General features: G+C 67.2%; 18 protein-coding genes. 8 read left to right on the top strand and 10 right to left on the bottom strand.

The features are described from left to right. Positions 1–103 precede the first annotated feature (103 nt). The 3 genes from EOD43_RS23035 to EOD43_RS23045 are packed head-to-tail and all read left to right on the top strand — an operon-like array spanning position 104 to position 4,026. Positions 104–1,633 carry an adenosine deaminase family protein gene (locus tag EOD43_RS23035; protein WP_240653479.1) on the top strand — a complete coding sequence of 510 codons (1,530 nt, stop codon included), beginning with the start codon at positions 104–106 and terminating at the stop codon, positions 1,631–1,633. A gap of 27 nt (positions 1,634–1,660) precedes the next feature. Continuing rightward, positions 1,661–3,022, top strand: a complete 1,362-nt coding sequence (locus tag EOD43_RS23040) for a glycosyl transferase family protein (protein WP_206363633.1) — start codon at positions 1,661–1,663, stop codon at positions 3,020–3,022. Next, the gene (locus EOD43_RS23045; RefSeq protein WP_127746773.1) at positions 3,019–4,026 is read left to right on the top strand and encodes a hypothetical protein; all 1,008 of its coding nucleotides are present in this window, start codon (positions 3,019–3,021) and stop codon (positions 4,024–4,026) included. The genes EOD43_RS23040 and EOD43_RS23045 overlap by 4 nt, the downstream gene beginning before the upstream one ends. On the opposite strand, the gene EOD43_RS23050 is transcribed toward EOD43_RS23045, so the two are convergent. Genes EOD43_RS23050 through EOD43_RS23060 form a run of 3 tightly spaced genes read right to left on the bottom strand, consistent with a single transcriptional unit; the run spans position 4,023 to position 6,461 of the window. Further along, a complete protein-coding gene (locus tag EOD43_RS23050; RefSeq protein WP_240653480.1) occupies positions 4,023–4,544 on the bottom strand; it encodes a Smr/MutS family protein in 522 nt (173 codons plus the stop codon). The two genes, EOD43_RS23045 and EOD43_RS23050, sit on opposite strands and share 4 nt — an antisense overlap. Before the next feature lie 34 nt (positions 4,545–4,578). Beyond that, the gene (mltA, locus tag EOD43_RS23055) at positions 4,579–5,814 is read right to left on the bottom strand and encodes a murein transglycosylase A (protein WP_127746775.1); all 1,236 of its coding nucleotides are present in this window, start codon (positions 5,812–5,814) and stop codon (positions 4,579–4,581) included. After that, on the bottom strand, positions 5,811–6,461 hold the full coding sequence (locus EOD43_RS23060) for a Tim44/TimA family putative adaptor protein (RefSeq protein ID WP_164857419.1): 651 nt from the start codon (positions 6,459–6,461) through the stop codon (positions 5,811–5,813). The genes mltA and EOD43_RS23060 overlap by 4 nt, the downstream gene beginning before the upstream one ends. 171 nt (positions 6,462–6,632) lie before the next feature. Between EOD43_RS23060 and secB the strand changes: the two genes are divergently transcribed. Both secB and murJ read left to right on the top strand, forming a co-directional pair. Continuing rightward, complete coding sequence (secB, locus tag EOD43_RS23065) at positions 6,633–7,145, top strand: protein-export chaperone SecB (RefSeq protein ID WP_127746776.1); 513 nt, start codon at positions 6,633–6,635, stop codon at positions 7,143–7,145. A gap of 134 nt (positions 7,146–7,279) precedes the next feature. After that, positions 7,280–8,857 carry a murein biosynthesis integral membrane protein MurJ gene (gene murJ / locus EOD43_RS23070; protein WP_127746777.1) on the top strand — a complete coding sequence of 526 codons (1,578 nt, stop codon included), beginning with the start codon at positions 7,280–7,282 and terminating at the stop codon, positions 8,855–8,857. Between the two features lie 4 nt (positions 8,858–8,861). Here murJ and EOD43_RS23075 read toward each other — a convergent pair whose 3' ends face one another. Both EOD43_RS23075 and EOD43_RS23080 read right to left on the bottom strand, forming a co-directional pair. Then, complete coding sequence (locus tag EOD43_RS23075; RefSeq protein ID WP_127746778.1) at positions 8,862–9,599, bottom strand: class I SAM-dependent methyltransferase; 738 nt, start codon at positions 9,597–9,599, stop codon at positions 8,862–8,864. 59 nt (positions 9,600–9,658) lie between these two features. Further along, positions 9,659–10,396, bottom strand: a complete 738-nt coding sequence (locus tag EOD43_RS23080; protein ID WP_127746779.1) for a class I SAM-dependent methyltransferase — start codon at positions 10,394–10,396, stop codon at positions 9,659–9,661. Positions 10,397–10,551: 155 nt separating this feature from the next. On the opposite strand from EOD43_RS23080, the gene trpS reads away from it, so the two are divergent. Further along, positions 10,552–11,547 carry a tryptophan--tRNA ligase gene (gene trpS, locus EOD43_RS23085; RefSeq protein ID WP_127746780.1) on the top strand — a complete coding sequence of 332 codons (996 nt, stop codon included), beginning with the start codon at positions 10,552–10,554 and terminating at the stop codon, positions 11,545–11,547. On the opposite strand, the gene EOD43_RS23090 is transcribed toward trpS, so the two are convergent. The 4 genes from EOD43_RS23090 to EOD43_RS23105 all read right to left on the bottom strand — a co-directional run bounded on the left by EOD43_RS23090 (position 11,534) and on the right by EOD43_RS23105 (position 16,491). Continuing rightward, positions 11,534–11,908 carry a DUF1801 domain-containing protein gene (locus EOD43_RS23090; RefSeq protein ID WP_127746781.1) on the bottom strand — a complete coding sequence of 125 codons (375 nt, stop codon included), beginning with the start codon at positions 11,906–11,908 and terminating at the stop codon, positions 11,534–11,536. The two genes, trpS and EOD43_RS23090, sit on opposite strands and share 14 nt — an antisense overlap. Further along, a complete protein-coding gene (topA, locus tag EOD43_RS23095) occupies positions 11,909–14,458 on the bottom strand; it encodes a type I DNA topoisomerase (protein WP_127746782.1) in 2,550 nt (849 codons plus the stop codon). Positions 14,459–14,655: 197 nt separating this feature from the next. Further along, positions 14,656–15,414 carry a glucose 1-dehydrogenase gene (locus tag EOD43_RS23100; RefSeq protein ID WP_127746783.1) on the bottom strand — a complete coding sequence of 253 codons (759 nt, stop codon included), beginning with the start codon at positions 15,412–15,414 and terminating at the stop codon, positions 14,656–14,658. Between the two features lie 39 nt (positions 15,415–15,453). Next, on the bottom strand, positions 15,454–16,491 hold the full coding sequence (locus tag EOD43_RS23105) for a zinc-binding dehydrogenase (protein ID WP_240653481.1): 1,038 nt from the start codon (positions 16,489–16,491) through the stop codon (positions 15,454–15,456). Positions 16,492–16,576: 85 nt separating this feature from the next. On the opposite strand from EOD43_RS23105, the gene EOD43_RS23110 reads away from it, so the two are divergent. After that, positions 16,577–17,998, top strand: coding sequence for a coniferyl aldehyde dehydrogenase (locus EOD43_RS23110; protein WP_164857420.1), 1,422 nt, complete (start codon positions 16,577–16,579; stop codon positions 17,996–17,998). A gap of 191 nt (positions 17,999–18,189) precedes the next feature. Then, entirely contained in the window at positions 18,190–18,618 is a 429-nt protein-coding gene (locus tag EOD43_RS23115; protein ID WP_127746785.1) for a VOC family protein, read from the top strand. Here the strand turns inward: EOD43_RS23115 and EOD43_RS23120 are convergent. After that, complete coding sequence (locus EOD43_RS23120; RefSeq protein WP_127746786.1) at positions 18,608–19,444, bottom strand: MerR family transcriptional regulator; 837 nt, start codon at positions 19,442–19,444, stop codon at positions 18,608–18,610. The genes EOD43_RS23115 and EOD43_RS23120 overlap by 11 nt on opposite strands. Positions 19,445–19,465: the final 21 nt, after the last annotated feature.

Genomic DNA, 19,465 nt, shown 5'->3' on the forward strand with positions numbered 1-19,465 from the left:
GCTTCGTTTCGGCAAGCATTTTTTGCAGGTGCGAACAGCGAGCCGAAATCGATGTTGCGAGTGCGAACCCGATCCGCCACGCTCGCGCACAAAGGGGAAGTTCATGCGCCTGTCGATCCTGTCCGCAACCGCGCTCGCTGTCGTGCTCGCCGCCGCGTCGTCGCTCGCCGCCAAGCCTGCGCCCGCGCCCAGCCCGGAGGCGCGCACCGCGGCCTATATGGCGTCGATCGCGGCGGATCGCGCGAAGCTGCGCCTGTTCCTGCAGGCGATGCCCAAGGGTGCTGACCTCCACAACCATCTGGGCGGATCGACCTATGCCGAGGATGCGCTGAGTTGGGCCGGCGACGCCGGTTTGTGCATCGACATCGCCACCGCGCACATCGTCGATGCGCCCTGCAAGGCGCCCGGCAGCGTTCCGGCCGAGGGGTTGGATGCCGATGCCAAACTCTATTCGCGCGTCGTCGATGCGATTTCGACGCGCGGCTTCGAACGCGGCTTCGGCGATCCCCGCATCCCCGGCCAAGACCGCTTCTTCCACACGTTCGAGGCGTTCGGCCCCGGCACGCGCGGGCAGACGGGCAAGATCATCGCCACCACGCTGGAACAGGCGGCCTACGACCATGTCGGCTATATCGAGCCGATGACGATCCTGTCGCCGATGCGCGCGCTGCTCCCCGTGGCGATGCGCGACGGCGGCGACGGCACCGACTTCGCGAAGCTCGACGCCGCGATCGCGCCGGCAATGGCGCAGGCCGTCGCCGCCGGTCGCGCCGAAATGGACGCGGCGGAGGCGGAGGCGAAGCGGATGCTCGGTTGTGGCACCGCCTCGGCTCAGCCCGGCTGCGCGGTCGCGATACGCTATCTGCCCTGCGCGTTGCGCAATCTCGATCCGCGCATCGTCTTCGCACAGCTCGCTTACGGCTTCGCGCTGGCCGAGGCGGATACGCGCTTCGTCGGCGTCAACATCGTCGCGCCCGAACATGAGCCGGTGCCCCGCCGCGACTATGCGCTCCACATGGCGATGCTCAAGTGGCTGAAGGCGAAGCATCCGAACGTCGCGCTGTCGCTCCACGCCGGCGAACTCACGCTGGGCCTCGTCCCCCCGCGCGACCTGAAGTCGCACATCGCCCAAGCGGTCGATGTGGCGGGCGCCAAGCGGATCGGCCACGGCGTCGACATCGCGTTCGAGGCCGACGCCCCCGCCCTCCTCCGCCGCATGGCGAAGGACCGCGTCGCGGTGGAAATCAACCTGACCAGCAACGACGTGATCCTGGGCGTGAAGGGCGCCGATCATCCGCTCGCCCTCTACCGCAGCTATGGCGTGCCCGTGGTGCTGTCGACCGATGACGAAGGCGTCGCACGCAGCGACATGACCAACGAATATCTGCGCGCCGCGACCGACCAGAAGCTCGGCTATCGCGATCTCAAGGCGATGGCGCGCGACAGCCTGCAATATGCCTTCCTGGAAGGGCAGAGCCTGTGGGCCGATCGTTCGGGCGGCGCGCGCGTGGCCGCCTGCGCCGACATGAAAAGCGCCGCCTGCGCCACCTTCATCGCCGCAAGTCCCAAGGCGCAACAGCAGGCGCGCTTTGAATCCGATTTGGATATTTTCGAAAACATCCATTTCCGATAATCATTCCCTCGGGTTCGGGGGAATTCCATGATCATCGATGCGGCGCTGCACGCGCTCGACTTCATCACGCACGAATTGATGCTGTTCGCCTGTGTGGGATTGCTGATCGGTGGTGTGGATGATCTTGCAATCGACTGCATTTGGTTGTTCGGCGTCTTCCGCGCTTGGATAAGCGGGTGCAAAAGACCCAATACTCCAGCGATCGATGACTTGCCCGTTCCCCGATCGCCCGGCCGCATCGCGATCCTGATCCCGGCGTGGGATGAGCAGGACGTGATCGGATCGATGCTGCGCAGCGCCGTCGATCGGATCCGGCACGACGACTATCGCATCTATGTCGGCGTCTATCCGAACGATCCCGCCACGATCGACGCGGTTCGCGCGGTCGGCAGCCCGCATATCCGCATCGTATCGGGCACGCTCGACGGCCCCACCACCAAGGCCGAATGCCTCAACCGCTGCTGGCATGCCGTGATCGAGGATGAAGCGCGCGACGATGTGCGTTTGAAGGCGATCGTGCTGCACGATGCCGAGGATGTGATCCATCCGCTCAAAATCGCCTTGTTCGATCGGCTGATCGAGACGAGCGACCTCGTCCAGATTCCTGTCCTGCCGCTGGCCGATCCGCGTTCCCCGTGGATATCGGGCCATTATATCGACGAGTTTGCGGAGTCGCACGGCAAGCAGATGCTGGTCCGCGAAAGGCTGGGCGCCGGCATGCCGCTCGCCGGGGTCGGTTGCGCCATTGCCCGCGATGCGGTGGTGGCGCTCGCCAATGCGCGCGGCGGCGATCCGTTCGACGCGGCGAGCCTGACCGAAGATTATGAAATGGGCCTGCGGCTGAAGGCGCTGGGCCGCAGCGCCCGCTTCGCGCGCATCCCTGGCCGCCGGGGCGGATCGCCGATCGCGACGCGCGCTTATTTCCCCAGCACGATCGACGCCGCCGTGCGGCAGAAGACCCGGTGGATGATCGGCATCGCGCTGGCGGGATGGGAAAAGCTCGGCTGGACCAGCGACTTCGCCGAAGGCTGGATGCGGATGCGCGATCGGCGATCGGTGCTGGCCGCGATCGTGCTGACGGCCGCCTATGGCGGGATGCTGTGCGCCTCGGTCCAATGGCTGCTTGGCCGGCCGATGGAGGGCGGCGCGATCATGCCCGTCCTGCTCGCGTTCAACAGCCTGTTGCTGCTCTGGCGCGTCGTGATGCGGGCGGGCTTCGTCGCTTATGCCTATGGCGTGCGGCAGGGTCTGCTGTCGGTGCCGCGCCTGTTCGTCGGCAATCTGATCGCGATCGCATCGGCGCGGCGTGCGGTGTTTGCCTATGCGCGCGGCCCGGTGGCGTGGGACAAGACGAGCCACGCCTTTCCCGCCATTCTGCCCGCCGAATGATCGCACGCCGGATGGGGCCGATCCGCTTCCTGTGGATCGTCATCGGCGGCTGGTGCGCGATGCGGGCGGCGTTCGGGCTGGTCGTCACCCTGCCCGCGATGATGAAGGTCGAAGCGCTGGCGCGAAAAACGCCGGCGGTCCGCGAAATCATGGCGGCCGTAGCGCCCGCATCGATCGCGGCGACGGGCGTCATCAAGGACGATCAACCGCGTAGGAAACGACCGGAAGCCCGCCCCGTCCGTGTCGCCGCGACCTCCCTGCCTGCAGATTTCGCGCAATCCGTCCTGATCGAAGCGCAACCTTCGGAGGCACCACCCGTCCCCAGCCTTCCGCTCCCGCCCCTCCCGGCCGCCACACCCGGCAGCACGCGCTGGCACGGTTCGGCGTGGCTGTTCGCGCGCGACGGCGGCGGGGTCGATCTGGCGCGCTTCGGGCAGCTTGGTGGATCGCAGGCCGGCGCGCGCCTCGCATGGCGGGTCGACGGTAGCGGGCGCATCCCCGTCTCGATCGCCACGCGCGCTTATGCCCCACTCAGCACGCGCAGCGGCGCGGAGGGCGCGATCGGGATCGAGATCGAGCCGATCCGCCGCGCGGCCCTGCGCCTGAGCGTCGAGCGGCGCTTCGGCGTGACGCGCGGCGGGCGCGACGCCTGGTCCGCTTATGCCGCCGGTGGCCTGTATCGCGAGTTCGGACGAGACATCGTCGCCGATGCCTATGCGCAAGCGGGCATCGTCGGCGCCCGACGGCGCGATCTCTTCGCGGACGGCGCGGTGCGCGCAGGGCGCCGGCTGCGGCTCGGTCGCACGCACAGGCTCATCGTCGGCGCAGGCGCGTGGGGCGCGGCGCAACCGGGGGCGAAGCGGCTCGACGTGGGACCGCGCGTCGCGATCGTCGTTCCGGTCGATCGCACCACGGTCACGCTCGCCAGCGAATATCGCATCCGGGTTGCGGGCGATGCGCGGCCGGGATCGGGCCTCGCCTTGACCCTCGCGACCGATTTTTAGCCGCGCGGGCGGCGCAGGATCAGGTAGAGCGCGCCCGCCCCGCCGTGGCGGGGATGCGCGCCGCGTACGGCTGCGATGCGATCGGCATGCGGGCTGGCCGCGATCCAGCTGTCGACCTCGCCGCGGATCGCGCCGCGCCGGGCGGCGCCATTGCGGCGCTCATCGGCCTCTCGCGGCGGCCGCCCCGTCACCAGCAGCAGCACGCGCACCCCATCGGCCAGCGCGTCGCGCAAGCCGGCATCGAAGGCGCGATGCGCGGTCGCCAGCGTATGCCCATGCAGATCGAGCGTGCGATCGGGCCGGGCCAATCCTTTCAGCAGCCGCCGGTCCCAGCCGCCGTCGAGCCCGTCTATCGTCAGGTCGCGCGGCGGCAGCGGCTTAGGCGTCACCGCCCGAACCGGCGGCACGCGCCCCTTAGGCGCTTTGGCGATGATCGCGGGAGCAACCGAGGGATCGGCCAGCACCGGCGTCGGGCGCGGCAAGGCGCGCTTGCGGATCGGCCGGACGGTTTCGGTCACGCGCTCCCAGAGCGCGGCCTCCTCGGGTTCGAGATCAGGACCGCGCCTGCGCGGCACCCGCGGCCTCCAGCCGATCGACCGACGCGCGCGGCAGCAGCAGCCACGCCTTGCCGCGCCCGCTCATCCCGCCCGCGATCCGGCGCGCATCGTCGCCCGCGCCCCAGAAGGTGTCGAAACGGTTCGCGCCCTTGATGGCGCCGCCCGTATCCTGCGCGACCCACAGCCCGTTCGCCTCGGTGCGATCGAGCGACAGCACGACGGGCGCGCCCAGCGGAATGAAGGCCGGATCGGCGGCCACCGTCGTCCGCCCCGTCACCGCGACATTGAGCGCGCCGAGCGGGCCGGGGCCGGTGAGTTCGCGAAAGAAGACGAAGCTCTTATTCTCGCGCATGATCGCGTCGCCTTCGGCCGGGTGCGCGCGCAGCCACGCCATCACGCCCTGCATCGAAAGCTCGCCGGGGCCGAGCAGCCCGCGGTCGCGCATCAGCTTGCCGATGCCGACATATTCGCGGCCATTCTGCCCGTCATAACCGATGCGGATCACGCTGCCGTCGGGCTGGCGCAACCGCCCCGAACCCTGCACCTGCAGGAAGAAGAACTCGACCGCGTCGGCGGCATAGCCGATCTCCAGCCCGCGCCCCTTCAGCGCCCCATCCTCGATCGCGCCGCGATCATGATAGGGGATCAGCTTGCCGTTCTGCACGCGGCCGCGGATCTTCTTGCCCTTCAGATCGGGATAGAAATCGCCCAGATCGCCTTCGACCAGATCGGACGGCTTCTTATAGACCGGCACCTCATAACCCAGGCGCGGCTCTCGCGATCCGGCGATCTCCGGCTCATAATAGCCGGTGGCGAAAGCCTGTCCGTCGCCGACCGAAATCGTCTGGAACTGCGCGGTGAAGAAGCCGGCGGCATCGCTGTCGGGCCATCCGGTCGCGGCCGCGCACGCGCCATTCCAGTCGCCCGAACGGGTCAGCCCGCTCGCATCGGTGCGCCGCATCAGCGCGGGGCACGACAGGCGGAAGGCGGTAAGCGCGGCGCTGGCCGAAGCCGGCGTCACGCCCAGTTGCGCATAAGCCGGTCCGCGCGAAATGCCGGCGGCGGCGGCCGTCGTCGGCTTGGCCGGGGCCGTCGGCGCGGGGGCGGGCTTCGGCGCGGGCTGCGCATGGTGAGTCGGCGCGTGCGTGGGTGCACCCGGCTGGGGCACGACAGTCGCGCAGGCGGAGAGCGTCGCGAGGCCCGCGACGCTCAGACAAAAGCGGCGGATCACGCGGCCTCGTCGGTTTCGATCAGCACCCAGTTGGGATCGTCCGACTTCACTTCGCGCGCGAAGGTCCAGACGTCGTGGGTCGGCACGGCATCGGTCAGCGAACCGGCGATGACAGTACCTTCGGTGTCGCGCGTCACGGCCGCGATATCGGCTTCGAAACGCACGGTGATGCTCGCCTGACGGCCGCTGAGCGCCGCCTGCTCGATCACGGCGTTTTCGATCGTGACCAGCCGGTTGTCGAGCTTCTGCCCGGCTTCCTTGCGCTGCGCGATCGCATCGGCAAACGCCTCATACACCGAATCGCCCGTCAGGTTGCGCAGCGTATCCAGATCCTCGTTCCAATAGGCTTCGAGGATCATGCGATAGGCCGAACGCGCGCCTTCGACGAAGTGCGCCGGATCGAAATGGGATTCGGCCGACTGGATGGCGCGCAGGCCGGTTTCGGCGCGCGGCTCGACCAGTGCGGGGCGACCCGGAGCGGTCGGCGCAGCCGCGTCGGGCAGCGAACGGCCCGCCGCGATCGGCGCGGGTGCGGCCTCGGCGGGGCGCGCAATGGTCTGCTCATGGCCGGTACGGCGGCCCAGCACGCTCCACAGGCGGAACGCGACGAACAGAAACACCATCGCGAGAATGACTATCGTGGCCACCAGTCCTCCCATGCGCCAACGGGGCGCGAAATCACGAGCCTACATAGGAGCAACTGTCCCGACTTTCAAATGGCGCGCGCCATTGCCCCGCCGCCTGCGCTTTGCTAGGCGCGGGCGCCATCGCCGGGCCACGCGCCCGGCCACCAAATCAACATGGGCAGGAATCGAATAATGGCCGACGAACAGGGCGCGGATCAGGGCGCCGAAGCGACGTTCCCCAACGGTGCGGATAACGAGCCGCAGGTGATGATGATCGCGCAGTACGTGAAGGATCTCTCGTTCGAGAACCCGAACTCGCCCGCTATCTATCAGGCGCCCGAACAGCCCAAGATCGACGTGCAGTTCAACATCGGTTCGCAGCAGGCGGCCGACGACGTGTTCGAAGTGATGCTGAAGATCGAGGTTGCGGCCACCTTCGGCGACACGCTCGGCTATGCGGTCGAACTGGTCTATGCCGGCCTCTTTGGCCTGCGCAACATCCCGGCCGATCAGATGCAGCCCTTCCTCTTCGCCGAAGCGCCGCGCCTGCTGTTCCCCTTCGCGCGCCGCGTGGTTTCGGATGCGATCCGCGACGGCAATTTCTCGCCGCTGGTGCTCGAGCCGATCGATTTCGGCACGCTCTACCTGCAGCAGGCGGCCCAGCAGGCCGAACTCGCCACCGCCGAACCGGCGGGCGAGGCCTGATTGATCCTCCCCGAAGCGGGGAGGGGGACCATGCGCAGCATGGTGGAGGGGGCTGGCCACAAGCGCCTCGCCCAGCCTCCTGCCCCCTCCACCGCTTCGCGGTCCCCCTCCCCATTCTGGGGAGGATTTAAGATATGAACCTGCTCCGCGCCTCGGCCACGATCGGCGGGCTGACGCTGGTCAGCCGCGTGCTCGGCTTCCTGCGCGACATGCTGATGGCGCGGTTTGTGGGTGCGGGCTTCGCCTCGGACGCTTTCCTGATCGCGTGGCGCCTGCCCAATCTGTTTCGCGCTTTGTTCGCGGAAGGCGCCTTTTCCGCCGCCTTCGTGCCGATGTTCAATCGCACGGTCGCGGAAGGCGACAAGGAGAATGAGGGCACCGGCCTCGCCGCGGGCATCCGCTTTGCGGAGGATGTGCTCTCGGTCCTGCTGCCGATCCTGATCGTCTTCACGGTCATCATGATGCTGGCGGCCGGGCCGATCGTCTATGCGATGACCGGCGGCTTCCCTGATGGCGGCCCCGAAAAGTTCGCGCTGGCGACCCAATATACGCGGATCACCTTCCCCTATCTGATGCTGATCAGCCTGGTGTCGCTGCTCGGCGGCATCCTCAATTCGCTCAACCGTTTCTGGGTGAATGCGGCCGCCCCGATCCTGCTCAACATCTGCCTGATCGTCGGCCTGCTGTTCTTCCGCGGGGCTAGCGATGTCGAAACCGCCCGGACGCAGGCGATCGCCGTCACCGTATCCGGCGGGCTCCAGCTCGCCTGGCTGATCCTCGCCTGCTGGCAGGCGGGCGTCCGCCTGCGCATCCGCCTGCCGCGCGTCAGCCCGGAGGTGAAGCGGCTCCTCAAACTCATCGGTCCGGCAGCGCTGGGCGCGGGCGCGGTGCAGTTCAACCTGCTGATCTCGACCACGCTCGCCGCGCGCTTCCTGCCCGAAGGGTCGGTGTCGTACCTCTATTATGCCGATCGACTGAATCAGCTCCCGCTCGGCCTGATCGGGATCGGCGTGGGCACCGCGATGCTGCCCAGCCTCTCGCGCCAGATCGGCGGCGGCGACCACAAGGCCGCGCTCGATACGCAGAATCGCGCGATCGAACTCGTCCTGCTCCTCACCCTCCCCGCGACCGCCGCTTTGATGGTCTCGGCAATGCCGCTGATCCGCGCCCTGCTCCAGCACGGCGTGTTCACCGCCGCCGACACGATCGCCAGCGCCCAGGCGCTCGCCGCCTTCTCGATCGGCCTGCCCGCCTACGTCCTGATCAAGGTGCTGACCCCCGGCTTCTACGCGCGGGCGGACACCAAGACGCCGGTGCGGATCGCCCTGGTCGCGATGCTGGTGAACCTGATCCTCAACCTCGTCCTGATCTGGCCGCTCGGCCATGTCGGCCTCGCGCTCTCGACCGCGATCTCGGCCTGGGTGAACGCGATCCTGCTCTACGCGACACTACGCAAGCGCGACCATTTCGCGATCGACGGCCGCCTGCGCCACACCGGCCTGCGCCTGCTCGCCGCGACCGCGTTGCTCACCGGCATGCTCCTGATCGCCAACCCGTTCGTCGATCCGTGGACCGGCCGCAGCCTGATCGAGCGCGTGATCGCCCTCTCCCTCCTGATCGGCGCGGCGTTCATCGTCTATTTCGGCGCGGTATTCGCGCTGGGCGCCTACAAGCTGTCGACGCTCAAGGGGCAGCTGCGCCGACGGCGCTAAGCTTTCACTTCTCCATCACCACGATCGCGCTGCGCGTCAGATCGGGGCGCAGCGCCATCATCAGCGCCTTATACGCCCGGTAGATCGCCCGCTTGGGGTTCAGCGGCGCGCGGCGCGACATGTAGAAGATCTTGCGCACATCGTCGGGCATCGGAAAGACGTGGGCGTCGCGGAAGCCGACTTCGCGCCCCGCGCGGATGATCAGATGCGGCGGCATGTCGCGTTCGTTGACGCCGAACTGCCGCATCGCCTCGATCGAATGGGGCATCGCGGCATGCCCCTCGCCCGGCTCATGCGTGATCAGGATGCCGCCGGGCTTCAGCGCGCGATAGGCGGATCGGATCGCCGCAACCTCATCATCCGCATGATGCAGGCAATCGAAGAAGATCGCGGCGTCGAATTCCCCGTCGAAGGGCAATGTCTCATAATCGCTCTGCACGAACCGCAGATCGAGCGGATCGGGGCTGCGATCGCGATTTTCCTCGGCCAGCGCGACCATGTCGGGCGCGATATCCTGCCCGACCACCGCATAGCCGCGCATCGCGAGGAATTTGCTCGTCCAGCCGCCCCCACATCCCAGATCGAGGATGCGCGCGGGCGGCGGGGGCAATTGCTCCATGATGAAGCCCATCGACGCCAGCAGCGCCCAGCTGTCCGGATCGGCGAAGGGCTTGCGGAGCGAGTGCAGGCGCCCGTTTTCACCCGTCTTGCTCAGATAATCGCGCTCGGCATCCTTCGTCATCGCCCCGCCCTATAGCGATCCCGCGCCGAAATCGAAGCGGGATCGCGTCACCGGCGGCGCTATTTCCGCAGCAGCATGATCGCGCCATTCTTCCGGCTGGGCCGCAACGCCAGCCGCGCGCCCTTGAACGCCAGCTTGGGCGCCAGCCTGCCGAAGATGCGCGGCGTGCGCGGGCGGAAGAATATGTCCTTCATCTCCTCCGGCGCCGGGAATACCCGATAGCTTGTGAAGCCCACCTCCAGCCCGCGCCGAATGATCAGATGCGGCGGCATATCCCGCTCGGTAACGCCATATTCCTCGACAGCCGCGATCGACCAGGGCGCCTCGCTATGCCCCTCCCCCGGTTCGCGCGTCATCAAGATGCCGCCGGGTTTCAGCGCACGATAAGCCGATCGGATCGCCGCCAGCTCGTCTTCGGCGTGATGAAGCGAGTCGATGAAGAAGGCCGCATCGAACTCATTCTCTAACGCCAGCGATTCATAGTCGCTGACGATGAAGTTGAGATCGAGCGGGACAGGATTGCGATCGCGCCCTTCCTCCCCGATGCGCACCATATCCGCGCAGATGTCCTGACCCGTGACCGAATAGCCGCGCTGCGCGAAGAAGCGGCTGCTCCACCCCCCGCCGCACCCCAGGTCGAGTATCCGCGCGGGCGGTTCGGGCAACTGGCTCATCATGAAGCCCATCGTGACGAGGTTGCTCCAACACCCCGGCTCGGAAAACGGCTTGTTGAGCGAGTGAGCCCACCCCTCCTCGCCCAGTTTTTGCATGAATAGTCGTTCGGCTTCCTTCGTCATTTGCGCGATTCCCCCACAGATCCTGCCTGTGACGGAGCCGCAACGACACGGCCTTGGCGGTAATCGCGCAAAAACGAAACGAAATCGAATGCGCAGGCCAATGACCCGCCCGGCGCTTGACCCCCTCTCCGCCCTGCCGCAAAAGCCCGGCCACTATGACCAAGCGCACAGTCTCGGGCATCCAGCCCACCGGCAACCTGCATCTCGGCAACTATCTCGGCGCGATCCGGCGTTGGGTGCAGATGCAGGATGAGCCGGGCGAGTGCCTGTTCTTCCTCGCCGATCTGCACGCGATCACGGTTCACAACGATCCGGCCGCGCTGAAGAACAATATCCGCGAGATGGCCGCCGCGTTGATCGCGTGCGGGATCGATCAGGACAAGGCGATCCTGTTCCGCCAGCGACAGGTACCGGAACATGCCGAATTGTGCTGGTTGCTGAACGGCACCGCGCGGATCGGCTGGCTCAACCGCATGACCCAGTTCAAGGAAAAGTCGGGCAAGAACCGCGAAGGCGCCTCGATCGGCCTCTATGCCTATCCGGTGCTGCAGGCCGCCGACGTGCTGCTCTACAACGCAACCCACGTTCCGGTGGGCGAGGACCAGAAGCAGCATCTGGAGCTGGCGCGCGACATCGCGACCAAGTTCAATACCGATTTCGGGGTCGAGCTGTTCACCCTGCCCGAACCCGTCATCGGCGGCCCGGCGGCGCGCGTGATGAGCCTGCGTGACGGCGCGGCCAAGATGTCCAAGTCCGATCCTTCGGACGCGAGCCGCATCAACCTGACCGACGATGTCGACACGATCATGGCGAAGGTCCGTAAGGCCAAGACCGATCCCGAACCGCTGCCGTCCGAGATCGAAGGGCTGGCCGAGCGCCCCGAGGCGCGCAACTTGGTCGGCATCTACGCCGCGATGACCGACACGACGCCGGCTGCGGTGCTGGCGCAGTTCGGCGGCCAGGGTTTTGGCGCGTTCAAGCCGGCGCTGGGCGAATTGCTGGTCGAAAAGCTCGGCCCGATCGCGGCGCGGCTCGCCGATCTCAAGGCGAACCCTGACGAACTCGACGCGATCCTGCTCAAGGGCGCGGAAAAGGCGCAGGCCCTGGCCGAGCCGACGCTCAAGGCCGCCTACGAAGCTATGGGGCTGTAGCGTCGATCCAGCGGGCGCATAAAGCGCAGAGTGCTTCGGCCTTCGCCGCTACGGCACCCGCATCGGCGAACACAGCGACACCCCGATCGGCAGCGGGCCAACGCGCAATACGATCGGGGTCGTCGAACACGAAGCCTGCCATGTCCTTCGCCTTCGCCCCGCGATGAAAGACGACGCGCACCCCGCCCTTGCGCTCGATACCCAGCGTGATCCGATCGTCACCGCCGTGACAGAAGCTCGGCGCGTTCCACTTGATCCGTTCGGTCAGGCCATCATGGCATGACGCGATCAGGGTGCGGAGCGCGTCGACGGTGGTCAGCGTATCGACGTCGAGGCTTCGACGAAAAGCCTCGACGTCCATTCACTCGGCCGCCTTCTTCTTCGCAGCCGGCTTCTTCGCCGGAGCCTTCTTTGCAGCCGCCGCCTTCTTCACCGGCTTCTTGCCCTTGGCCGGCCCCTTCGCGGCCTTTTCGGCCAGCATGACGAGCGCGCTTTCCAGCGTCAGATCGTCGGCGCTCGCACTTTTGGGCAGGGTCGCGTTGGTGACGCCGTCGGTGATGTAGGGGCCGAAACGCCCTTCCATCAGCTTGACCGGCTTGCCCGTCTCCGGGCTGTCGCCAAAGCTCTTGAGCGGTTCGCGCGCCGCACCGCGCCCGCGACCGCCGCCCGCCGCCGCCTCGGCCAGCTTCACGACCGCCGCATTCATGCCGACTTCGAACACCTCGGCGGTCGAACTCAGCCGCCCATATTTGCCGTCGTGGAGCAGATAGGGGCCGAAGCGCCCGATCGACGCCTGGATCGGCTTGCCCGTTTCCGGGTGCATGCCCACGGTGCGCGGCAGGTTCACCAGCTTGAGCGCCATTGCGAGGTCGAGATCGTCCTGCGGCACGTCCTTGGGGATGGAACCGCGCTTGGCCTCCTTGCCCTCACCCAGCTGGATATACGGCCCGAACCGCCCGCTGCGCTTGGAGACTTCGAGGCCGGTTGCCGGATCGGTGCCCAGCACGACCGGACCTTCGTCGGCCCCGTCATTCGCGGCCCCGCCCTGCGCGAAGCGGCGCGTGAACTTGCACTCCGGGTAATTGGAGCAGGCGATGAACGCGCCGAACTTGCCGCCGCGCAGCGACAGCTGCCCCACCTTGCACGTCGGGCACAGGCGCGGATCGCTGCCATCCTCCTTGTCGGGGAACAGATAGGGCGCAAGGAACTGGTCGAGCGCCGCGGTCACCTCGGACGGCTTCTGCTCCATCACCTCGGCGGTCTTGGGCTTGAAGTCCTTCCAGAAGGCCTCCAGCACCGCCTGCCAGCCCGCGCGGCCGCCCGACACGTCGTCGAGCTCCTCTTCGAGATGCGCGGTGTAATCGTAGCTGACGTATCGCTCGAAAAAGCGTTCGAGGAAGCTGGTGACGAGGCGCCCGCTGTCGTTCGGGGTGAAGCGGTTCTTCTCCACCGTCACATAGTCGCGGTCCTTGAGCGTCTGGAGCGTGGCGGCATAGGTCGAGGGACGCCCGATCCCCAGCTCCTCCATCTTCTTGACCAGGCTCGCTTCCGAATAACGCGGCGGCGGCTGAGTGAAGTGCTGTTCGGCGTCGACCTTCTTCTTGGCGGGCGTATCGCCCTCGCGCATGCGCGGCAGGCGGCGGCTCTCCTCGTCGCCCTCATCGTCGCGGCCTTCTTCGTAAAGCGCGAGATAGCCGGGGAAGAGGACGACCTGCCCGGTCGCGCGCAGCCCGTGCTGGCCCGTCCCGTCCTGAAGTTCGACCGTCGTGCGCTCCATCCGCGCCGACGCCATCTGGCTGGCGAGCGCGCGCTTGAAGATCAGATCGTACAGGCGCGCATGATCGCCCGAACCCGCGCGATCCTTGCTGAAGTCGGTCGGGCGGATCGCCTCGTGCGCTTCCTGCGCATTCTTCGCCTTGGTCTGATACTGGCGCGGCTTATCGGGCACGTAGGACGCGTCATAGCGGTTGGCGATCGCGCCGCGCGCGGCGTTGATCGCGCTGCCGTCCATCTGGACGCCGTCGGTACGCATATAGGTGATCGCGCCATCTTCGTAGAGCGCCTGCGCCAGCCGCATCGTGTGGCTCGCCGCGAAGCCCAGCTTGCGCGCGGCCTCCTGCTGCAGGGTCGACGTCGTGAAGGGCGGCGGGGGGTTGCGCGTAACCGGCTTGGTCTCGACCGAGGCGACCGAGAAGCGGCCGTCCTCGACCGCCTTCTTCGCCGCCGCCGCGTCGCCGCCATTGCCGATCGTCAGCCGATCGATCTTGTCGCCCTTCCAGCGTACGAGACGCGCGACGAAGGGCACGCCGTCCTGCTCCATATCGGCCGTGACCGACCAATATTCCTGCGCCTTGAACAGCTCGATCTCACGCTCGCGATCGACCACGAGGCGCAGCGCGACCGACTGGACGCGGCCTGCCGACTTGGCGCCCGGCAGCTTACGCCACAGCACCGGCGACAGCGTGAAGCCCACCAGATAATCGAGCGCGCGGCGGGCGCGGTAGGCGTCGATCAGATCCTCGTCCAGGTCGCGCGGGTTCGCCATCGCGTCCAGCACCGCAGGCTTGGTGATCGCGTTGAAGGTGACGCGCCGGACATCCTTGGGCAGCGCCTTGCGCTTCTTCAGCACCTCCTGAACGTGCCAGCTGATCGCCTCGCCCTCGCGATCAGGGTCGGTCGCGAGGATCAGGGTGTCGGCATCCTTCGCCTCGTCGGCGATCGCCTTCAGCTGCTTGGTCTTGTCCGCGTAGGTTTCCCATTCCATCGCGAACCCGTCATCGGGGTTCACCGATCCGTCCTTGGCCGGCAGATCGCGGACATGGCCATAAGACGCCAGGACGCGGTGACCCGGCCCCAGATATTTCTCGATGGTCTTGGCCTTGGCGGGGGATTCGACGACGACGAGTTTCATGATGCTTTGAGACGTCCCTCACGTGCGTGCGCGCACATACATACGTGTAGGGTGGGGAGCGAGCGCCGGAGTCGTCAAGCCCGGTTAAGGACTTTCCTAACCTCGTCACCCCGGACTTGATCCGGGGTCCAGCTTCTTCTTCCAACGTCGGCAAAGGCAGCTGGACCCCGGGTCAAGCCCGGGGTGACGGTAAAGACCTATCGCGCCGCAATCCCCCCGTCGACGCTCAGCGCATGGCCGACGATGAAGCTCGACTTCGGATCGCACAGGAACAGCACGGCATGCGCCTGCTCGCTCGGCTGCGAAACGCGGCCCGCGCCCGGCTGCCCGCCCTGTGGCTTATAGTCGCCGGTCATCTGGCCGATATTGTCCTTCAGGATCTGCGTGTCGACCGCGCCCGGCGCGACCAGGTTGATGCGGATCCCCTTCGACGCATATTGCAGCGCCGCCGACTTGGTGATGCCCAGCACGGCATGCTTCGACGCGACATAATAAGGCTTGTTCACGATCCCCGCGAGCGAGGCGAAGCTGCCCATGTTGACGATCGCGCCGCCGCCCTGCTTGAGCATCTCCGCAATCTCGCGCTCCATGCAAAGCGCCACGCCGCGCACGTTAACGCGGTGGATCTTGTCGAACAGGTCGATGCCCCATTTCGCCTCGGGGTAAATTTCGGGATCGATGCCCGCATTGTTAACCGCACAGTCGACCCGCCCGAACGTCGCGATCGTCGCATCGAACGCGGCGTTGACCGACGCCTGATCGGAAACGTCGCACCGCACGAAGATCGCCTCGCCCCCCTTGGCGACCACCGCATCGGCCGCAGCCTGCCCCGCCTTCTCGTCGATATCGGCGACCACGACCTTCGCGCCCGCCGCGGCGAACGCCTCGACCACCGCCAACCCGATCCCCGCGCCGCCGCCCGTCACGAACGCGACCTGTCCCGTGAAATCCGTCATCTGTGCCTCTCCCGCTTCTTTGGCGCTATCGAACCATGCTCATGGGGTGAGGACCAGCCGTCCCGTCAACCCACCCTGCGCAATTCGCTTATGCGCTTCCGCAGCGTCGGAAAGCGGCAGCACGGCCTGCACATGCGGGGCGGGCACCTTGCCGCTGGCAATCAGATCGAACAGCTCGATCATGTCGGCACGATACTCCTCCGGATGCGAGCAGCGGCGTTGGAGGATGTTGTAGAACGTCGCACTACGCCGCGTCCCGTCGACCTTACCGATCTTCGGCCAGATCGTGTTGAGCAGCACGAAGCCCCAGATGACGCTCGCGACCGATCCCTCGCCATCCACAAAGCCCTGCGCGCCATAGCCGACCAGCACCCCGCCCTTCGCGAGCGACCGCCAGCTCGTCTTCCAGCTTTTGCCCGCAATCGCATCATAAGCGGCGGCCACCCCGCCCCCGCTCGCCGCGCGGATCGCCTGCACGAGATCGGGGCGCCGATAGTCGATCGCAATCGCCCCCAGAGCCTCGACCTGCGCCATATTGCCCGCCGAGCAGGTGCCGATCACCTTGAGCCCCAGATGCCGCCCCAGCAGCACCAGCGCCCGCCCCACGCTGCCCGATGCGCCCACGACCAGGATCGCCGAACCCGCCCGCGGCTGCGGGCAGCGGCGCAGCATCTGCCACGCCGTCATCCACATCAACGGCACGTCGACTGCGGCTTCGGGCGCGATCCCGTCGGGCACCGGCACCAGATTCTCCGCCGGCCCGACGAAAACTTGCGAATAGCCGCCGTTCATCGGCATGTCGGCCACGCGCTGCCCCACGCGCAACCCCGTCACACCCTCGCCCAGCGCGTCGACGATGCCGATCAGGTCGTAACCCGGCGTCAGCGGCAGGCCGCCCTTATAGTCGATATATTTGCCCCGCCGCAGGATCGTGTCGGTAAAGCCCACCCCCGCCGCCTCCACCCGCACGCGCGCCTCACCCGCGCCGGGTTCGGGAAGCGCCGGCACATGTTCGATCTCCAGCACCTCAGGGCCGCCGAAGCGCCGTGCGACGATCTTGTCATAACCCTGATCCACCCTATCCTCCCGGTCGTTTCGGCCTGTCTTGTTGCCGGCGTGACGGCGTGTAAACTCTACCAAAGAACATAGAGGGGGGAATATCATGGCCGATCGGATGGAGGCGGTCCTCGCGGCCCAGCGCGCGGCCTTCGCCGCCGACCTTCCGGTCTCCGCCGCCGCGCGCAAGGATCGGCTGAAGCGACTCGGCGCGATGATGGCCGACAATGCCGATGCCTTCGCGCAGGCCATTTCCGACGATTTCGGACATCGCAGCCGCGAACAATCGATGATGGTCGATATCGTCAGCTCGGTCGGGCTGGTGAAGCATTCGCTCGCGCATCTCGATCGCTGGATGCGGCGGGAAAAGCGCCCGCTGCAATTCCCGCTCGGCCTGCTCGGCGCGCGCGCCTGGGTGGATTATCAGCCCAAGGGCGTGGTGGGCGTGATCTCGCCGTGGAACTTCCCGGTGCAGCTTGCGATCGGCCCGGTCGCGGGCGCCTTCGCGGCGGGCAACCGGGTGATGGTCAAGACATCGGAGATCACGCCGCGCGTCTCCGCCCTCTTCGCTGAAACCGCACCGCGCTATTTCGACGCAACCGAACTCGCCTTCTTCGATGGCGGGCCGGAGGAGGGGAAGGCTTTCTCCGCCCTCCCCTTCGATCATCTGCTGTTCACCGGCGCGACCGCGATCGGCCGCCACATCCTCCACGCCGCCGCCGACAATCTGGTGCCGGTGACGCTGGAACTGGGCGGCAAATCGCCGACGATCATCGGCCGATCCGCCGATATCGCGGTGGCGACCGATCGGATCGCGACCGGCAAGATGCTCAACGCCGGGCAGATCTGCCTCGCCCCCGATTATCTGCTGGTGCCTGAGGAGAGCGAGCGCGCAGTGGTCGACGGGCTGACCAACTCGGTCAAGGCGATGTACCCGACCCTGCTCGCCAACCCCGATTACACGTCGGTGGTCAACGATCGCCACCATGTCCGCCTGACCGCTTATCTCGACGATGCCCGCGCCAAGGGGGCCGAGGTGATCGAGGTCAATCCGGCCAACGAGGATTTCGGCGGCTCCAACGGCCACAAGATGCCGCTCCACATCATCCTGAATCCCAGCGACGACATGGCGGTGATGCGCGAGGAGATTTTCGGCCCGATCCTGCCGATCAAACGCTACGCAGCGATCGACGATGCGATCGCCTATGTGAACGCGCATGATCGCCCGCTCGGCCTCTATTATTTCGGCCGCGACGCCGCCGAGCAGGACGCCGTTCTCTCGCGCACGATATCGGGCGGCGTGACCGTCAACGACACCGTCTTCCACGCCGGGATCGACGACCTTCCCTTCGGCGGGGTCGGCCCGTCGGGCATGGGCAGCTATCACGGGCAAGACGGCTTCCGCACCTTCAGCCACGCCAAGGCGGTGTACGTCCAACCCAAGATCGACGTGACCAAGCTCGCCGGCTTCAAGCCGCCCTACGGCAAGACCACACTCAAGACGATCGCACGGGGCCTGAAACTCTAACCACCATCCTCCCCCGCCAGGGGGAGGTGTCAGCGTAGCTGACGGAGGGGGAGGATACGGGACGCTCGCTGACCGCCGCCCTCCCCCTCCGTCGCCTCCGGCGCCACCTCCCCCTGGCGGGGGAGGATGAATGTCACGGATCATTCCTCCACATCCGCCGTTTTCGCCCAAACCCTTCCGCGAGGTTCGACATGGAAACGCAGACGCTGCAACGTGGCCGCCTGATCGATCATCTCCAGCTGGTCGTCGTCGATCTCGACGCCAGCCGCCGCTTCTACGAGGCGGTGATGAAGGCGCTCGACGTGCCGATCGGCGGGTCGGAGGCGGATTATTTCTGGGTCGACGAACTGTTCGTATCGACGATGGACAGCGCGGCGGCGCAAGGCACGCCCACCGGCCGCAGCCACATCGCCTTTCAGGCGCAGGATCGCGCGATGGTCGATGCCTTCCACGCCGCCGGGCTGGCGGCCGGCGGGGTCGACAATGGCGCGCCGGGCGAGCGGCCCTATCATCCGGGCTATTATGCCGCCTTCCTGATCGACCCCGATGGCAACAATATCGAGGCGGTCTATCATGGCGAGGCCCAACGCAGCGCGCCGTCGGTAGTGATCAACTTCTGATCGCGATCACCCCCGCCGTCCGCGCGCGCACCTCGGGCGCGGCAAGGCACGTCGCCAGCGCCTCGTAACCCGGCGCGCCCGGCACCGGATCGACATAGACAGGCGGGCTGTGATTGGCGGGGCAGAGGATGATCGCCTCCCCCGCGCCCACCATCCCGAGATCGAGCATCGCGCTCGATCGGGTCATCAGCACCAGCGGCCGCGCCGGCACCGGTCGCGCACGCAATCGGGCGGCTAGCGCGACCTGCTCCTCCGCATCCAGCCCCTCCTCGACCATATCGACCACCAGCGGCCCCTCGCCCTCCGCAATCAGCGCCTCGACCGGCCGATCGCGATCGAGCCCCACGAAATGCCCACCGGGCAGGCTTTCCGCGATCCGCATCGCCAACCGGGTCTTGCCGCTGCCCAGCGGGCCGGTGAGCCACAGGATCGGCGGCAGACCCCGCAATTCGAACCGCTCGCCGCCCCACGGCCAGGGCAGATCGAACGCGATCGTCGTCGCTTCGCCGCCCGCAGGGCGCATCGCCCGCAGCCGCCCGATCGCCTCCGCGATCCGGCCCGCCTCGCTTCGCAACCGCGCCTCATGCCGCGCCAGCCCCGCGCCGGGATCGGCATCGAGCATCGGCCCGATCTCGCGCAGGGCGACGCCCAGCCCCCGTAACGCAGCGATTTCGCGCGCCCGCGCCATCGCGTCCGGCGCATAGATCCGCCACCCCGCAGCGGTCCGCCCCGGCGCGATCAGCCCGGCTCGCTCGTACAGGCGCAGCGCCTTTACGGAGACACCCAGAACGGCGGCGGCCTGCGATGCGGAGAGGTTTCGGCTCATTCCTCGCTTATCGGGGCGGCC

Origin of the sequence: Sphingomonas crocodyli, from assembly GCF_004005865.1 — a bacterium.
Taxonomy (GTDB): Bacteria; Pseudomonadota; Alphaproteobacteria; order Sphingomonadales; family Sphingomonadaceae; genus Rhizorhabdus; species Rhizorhabdus crocodyli.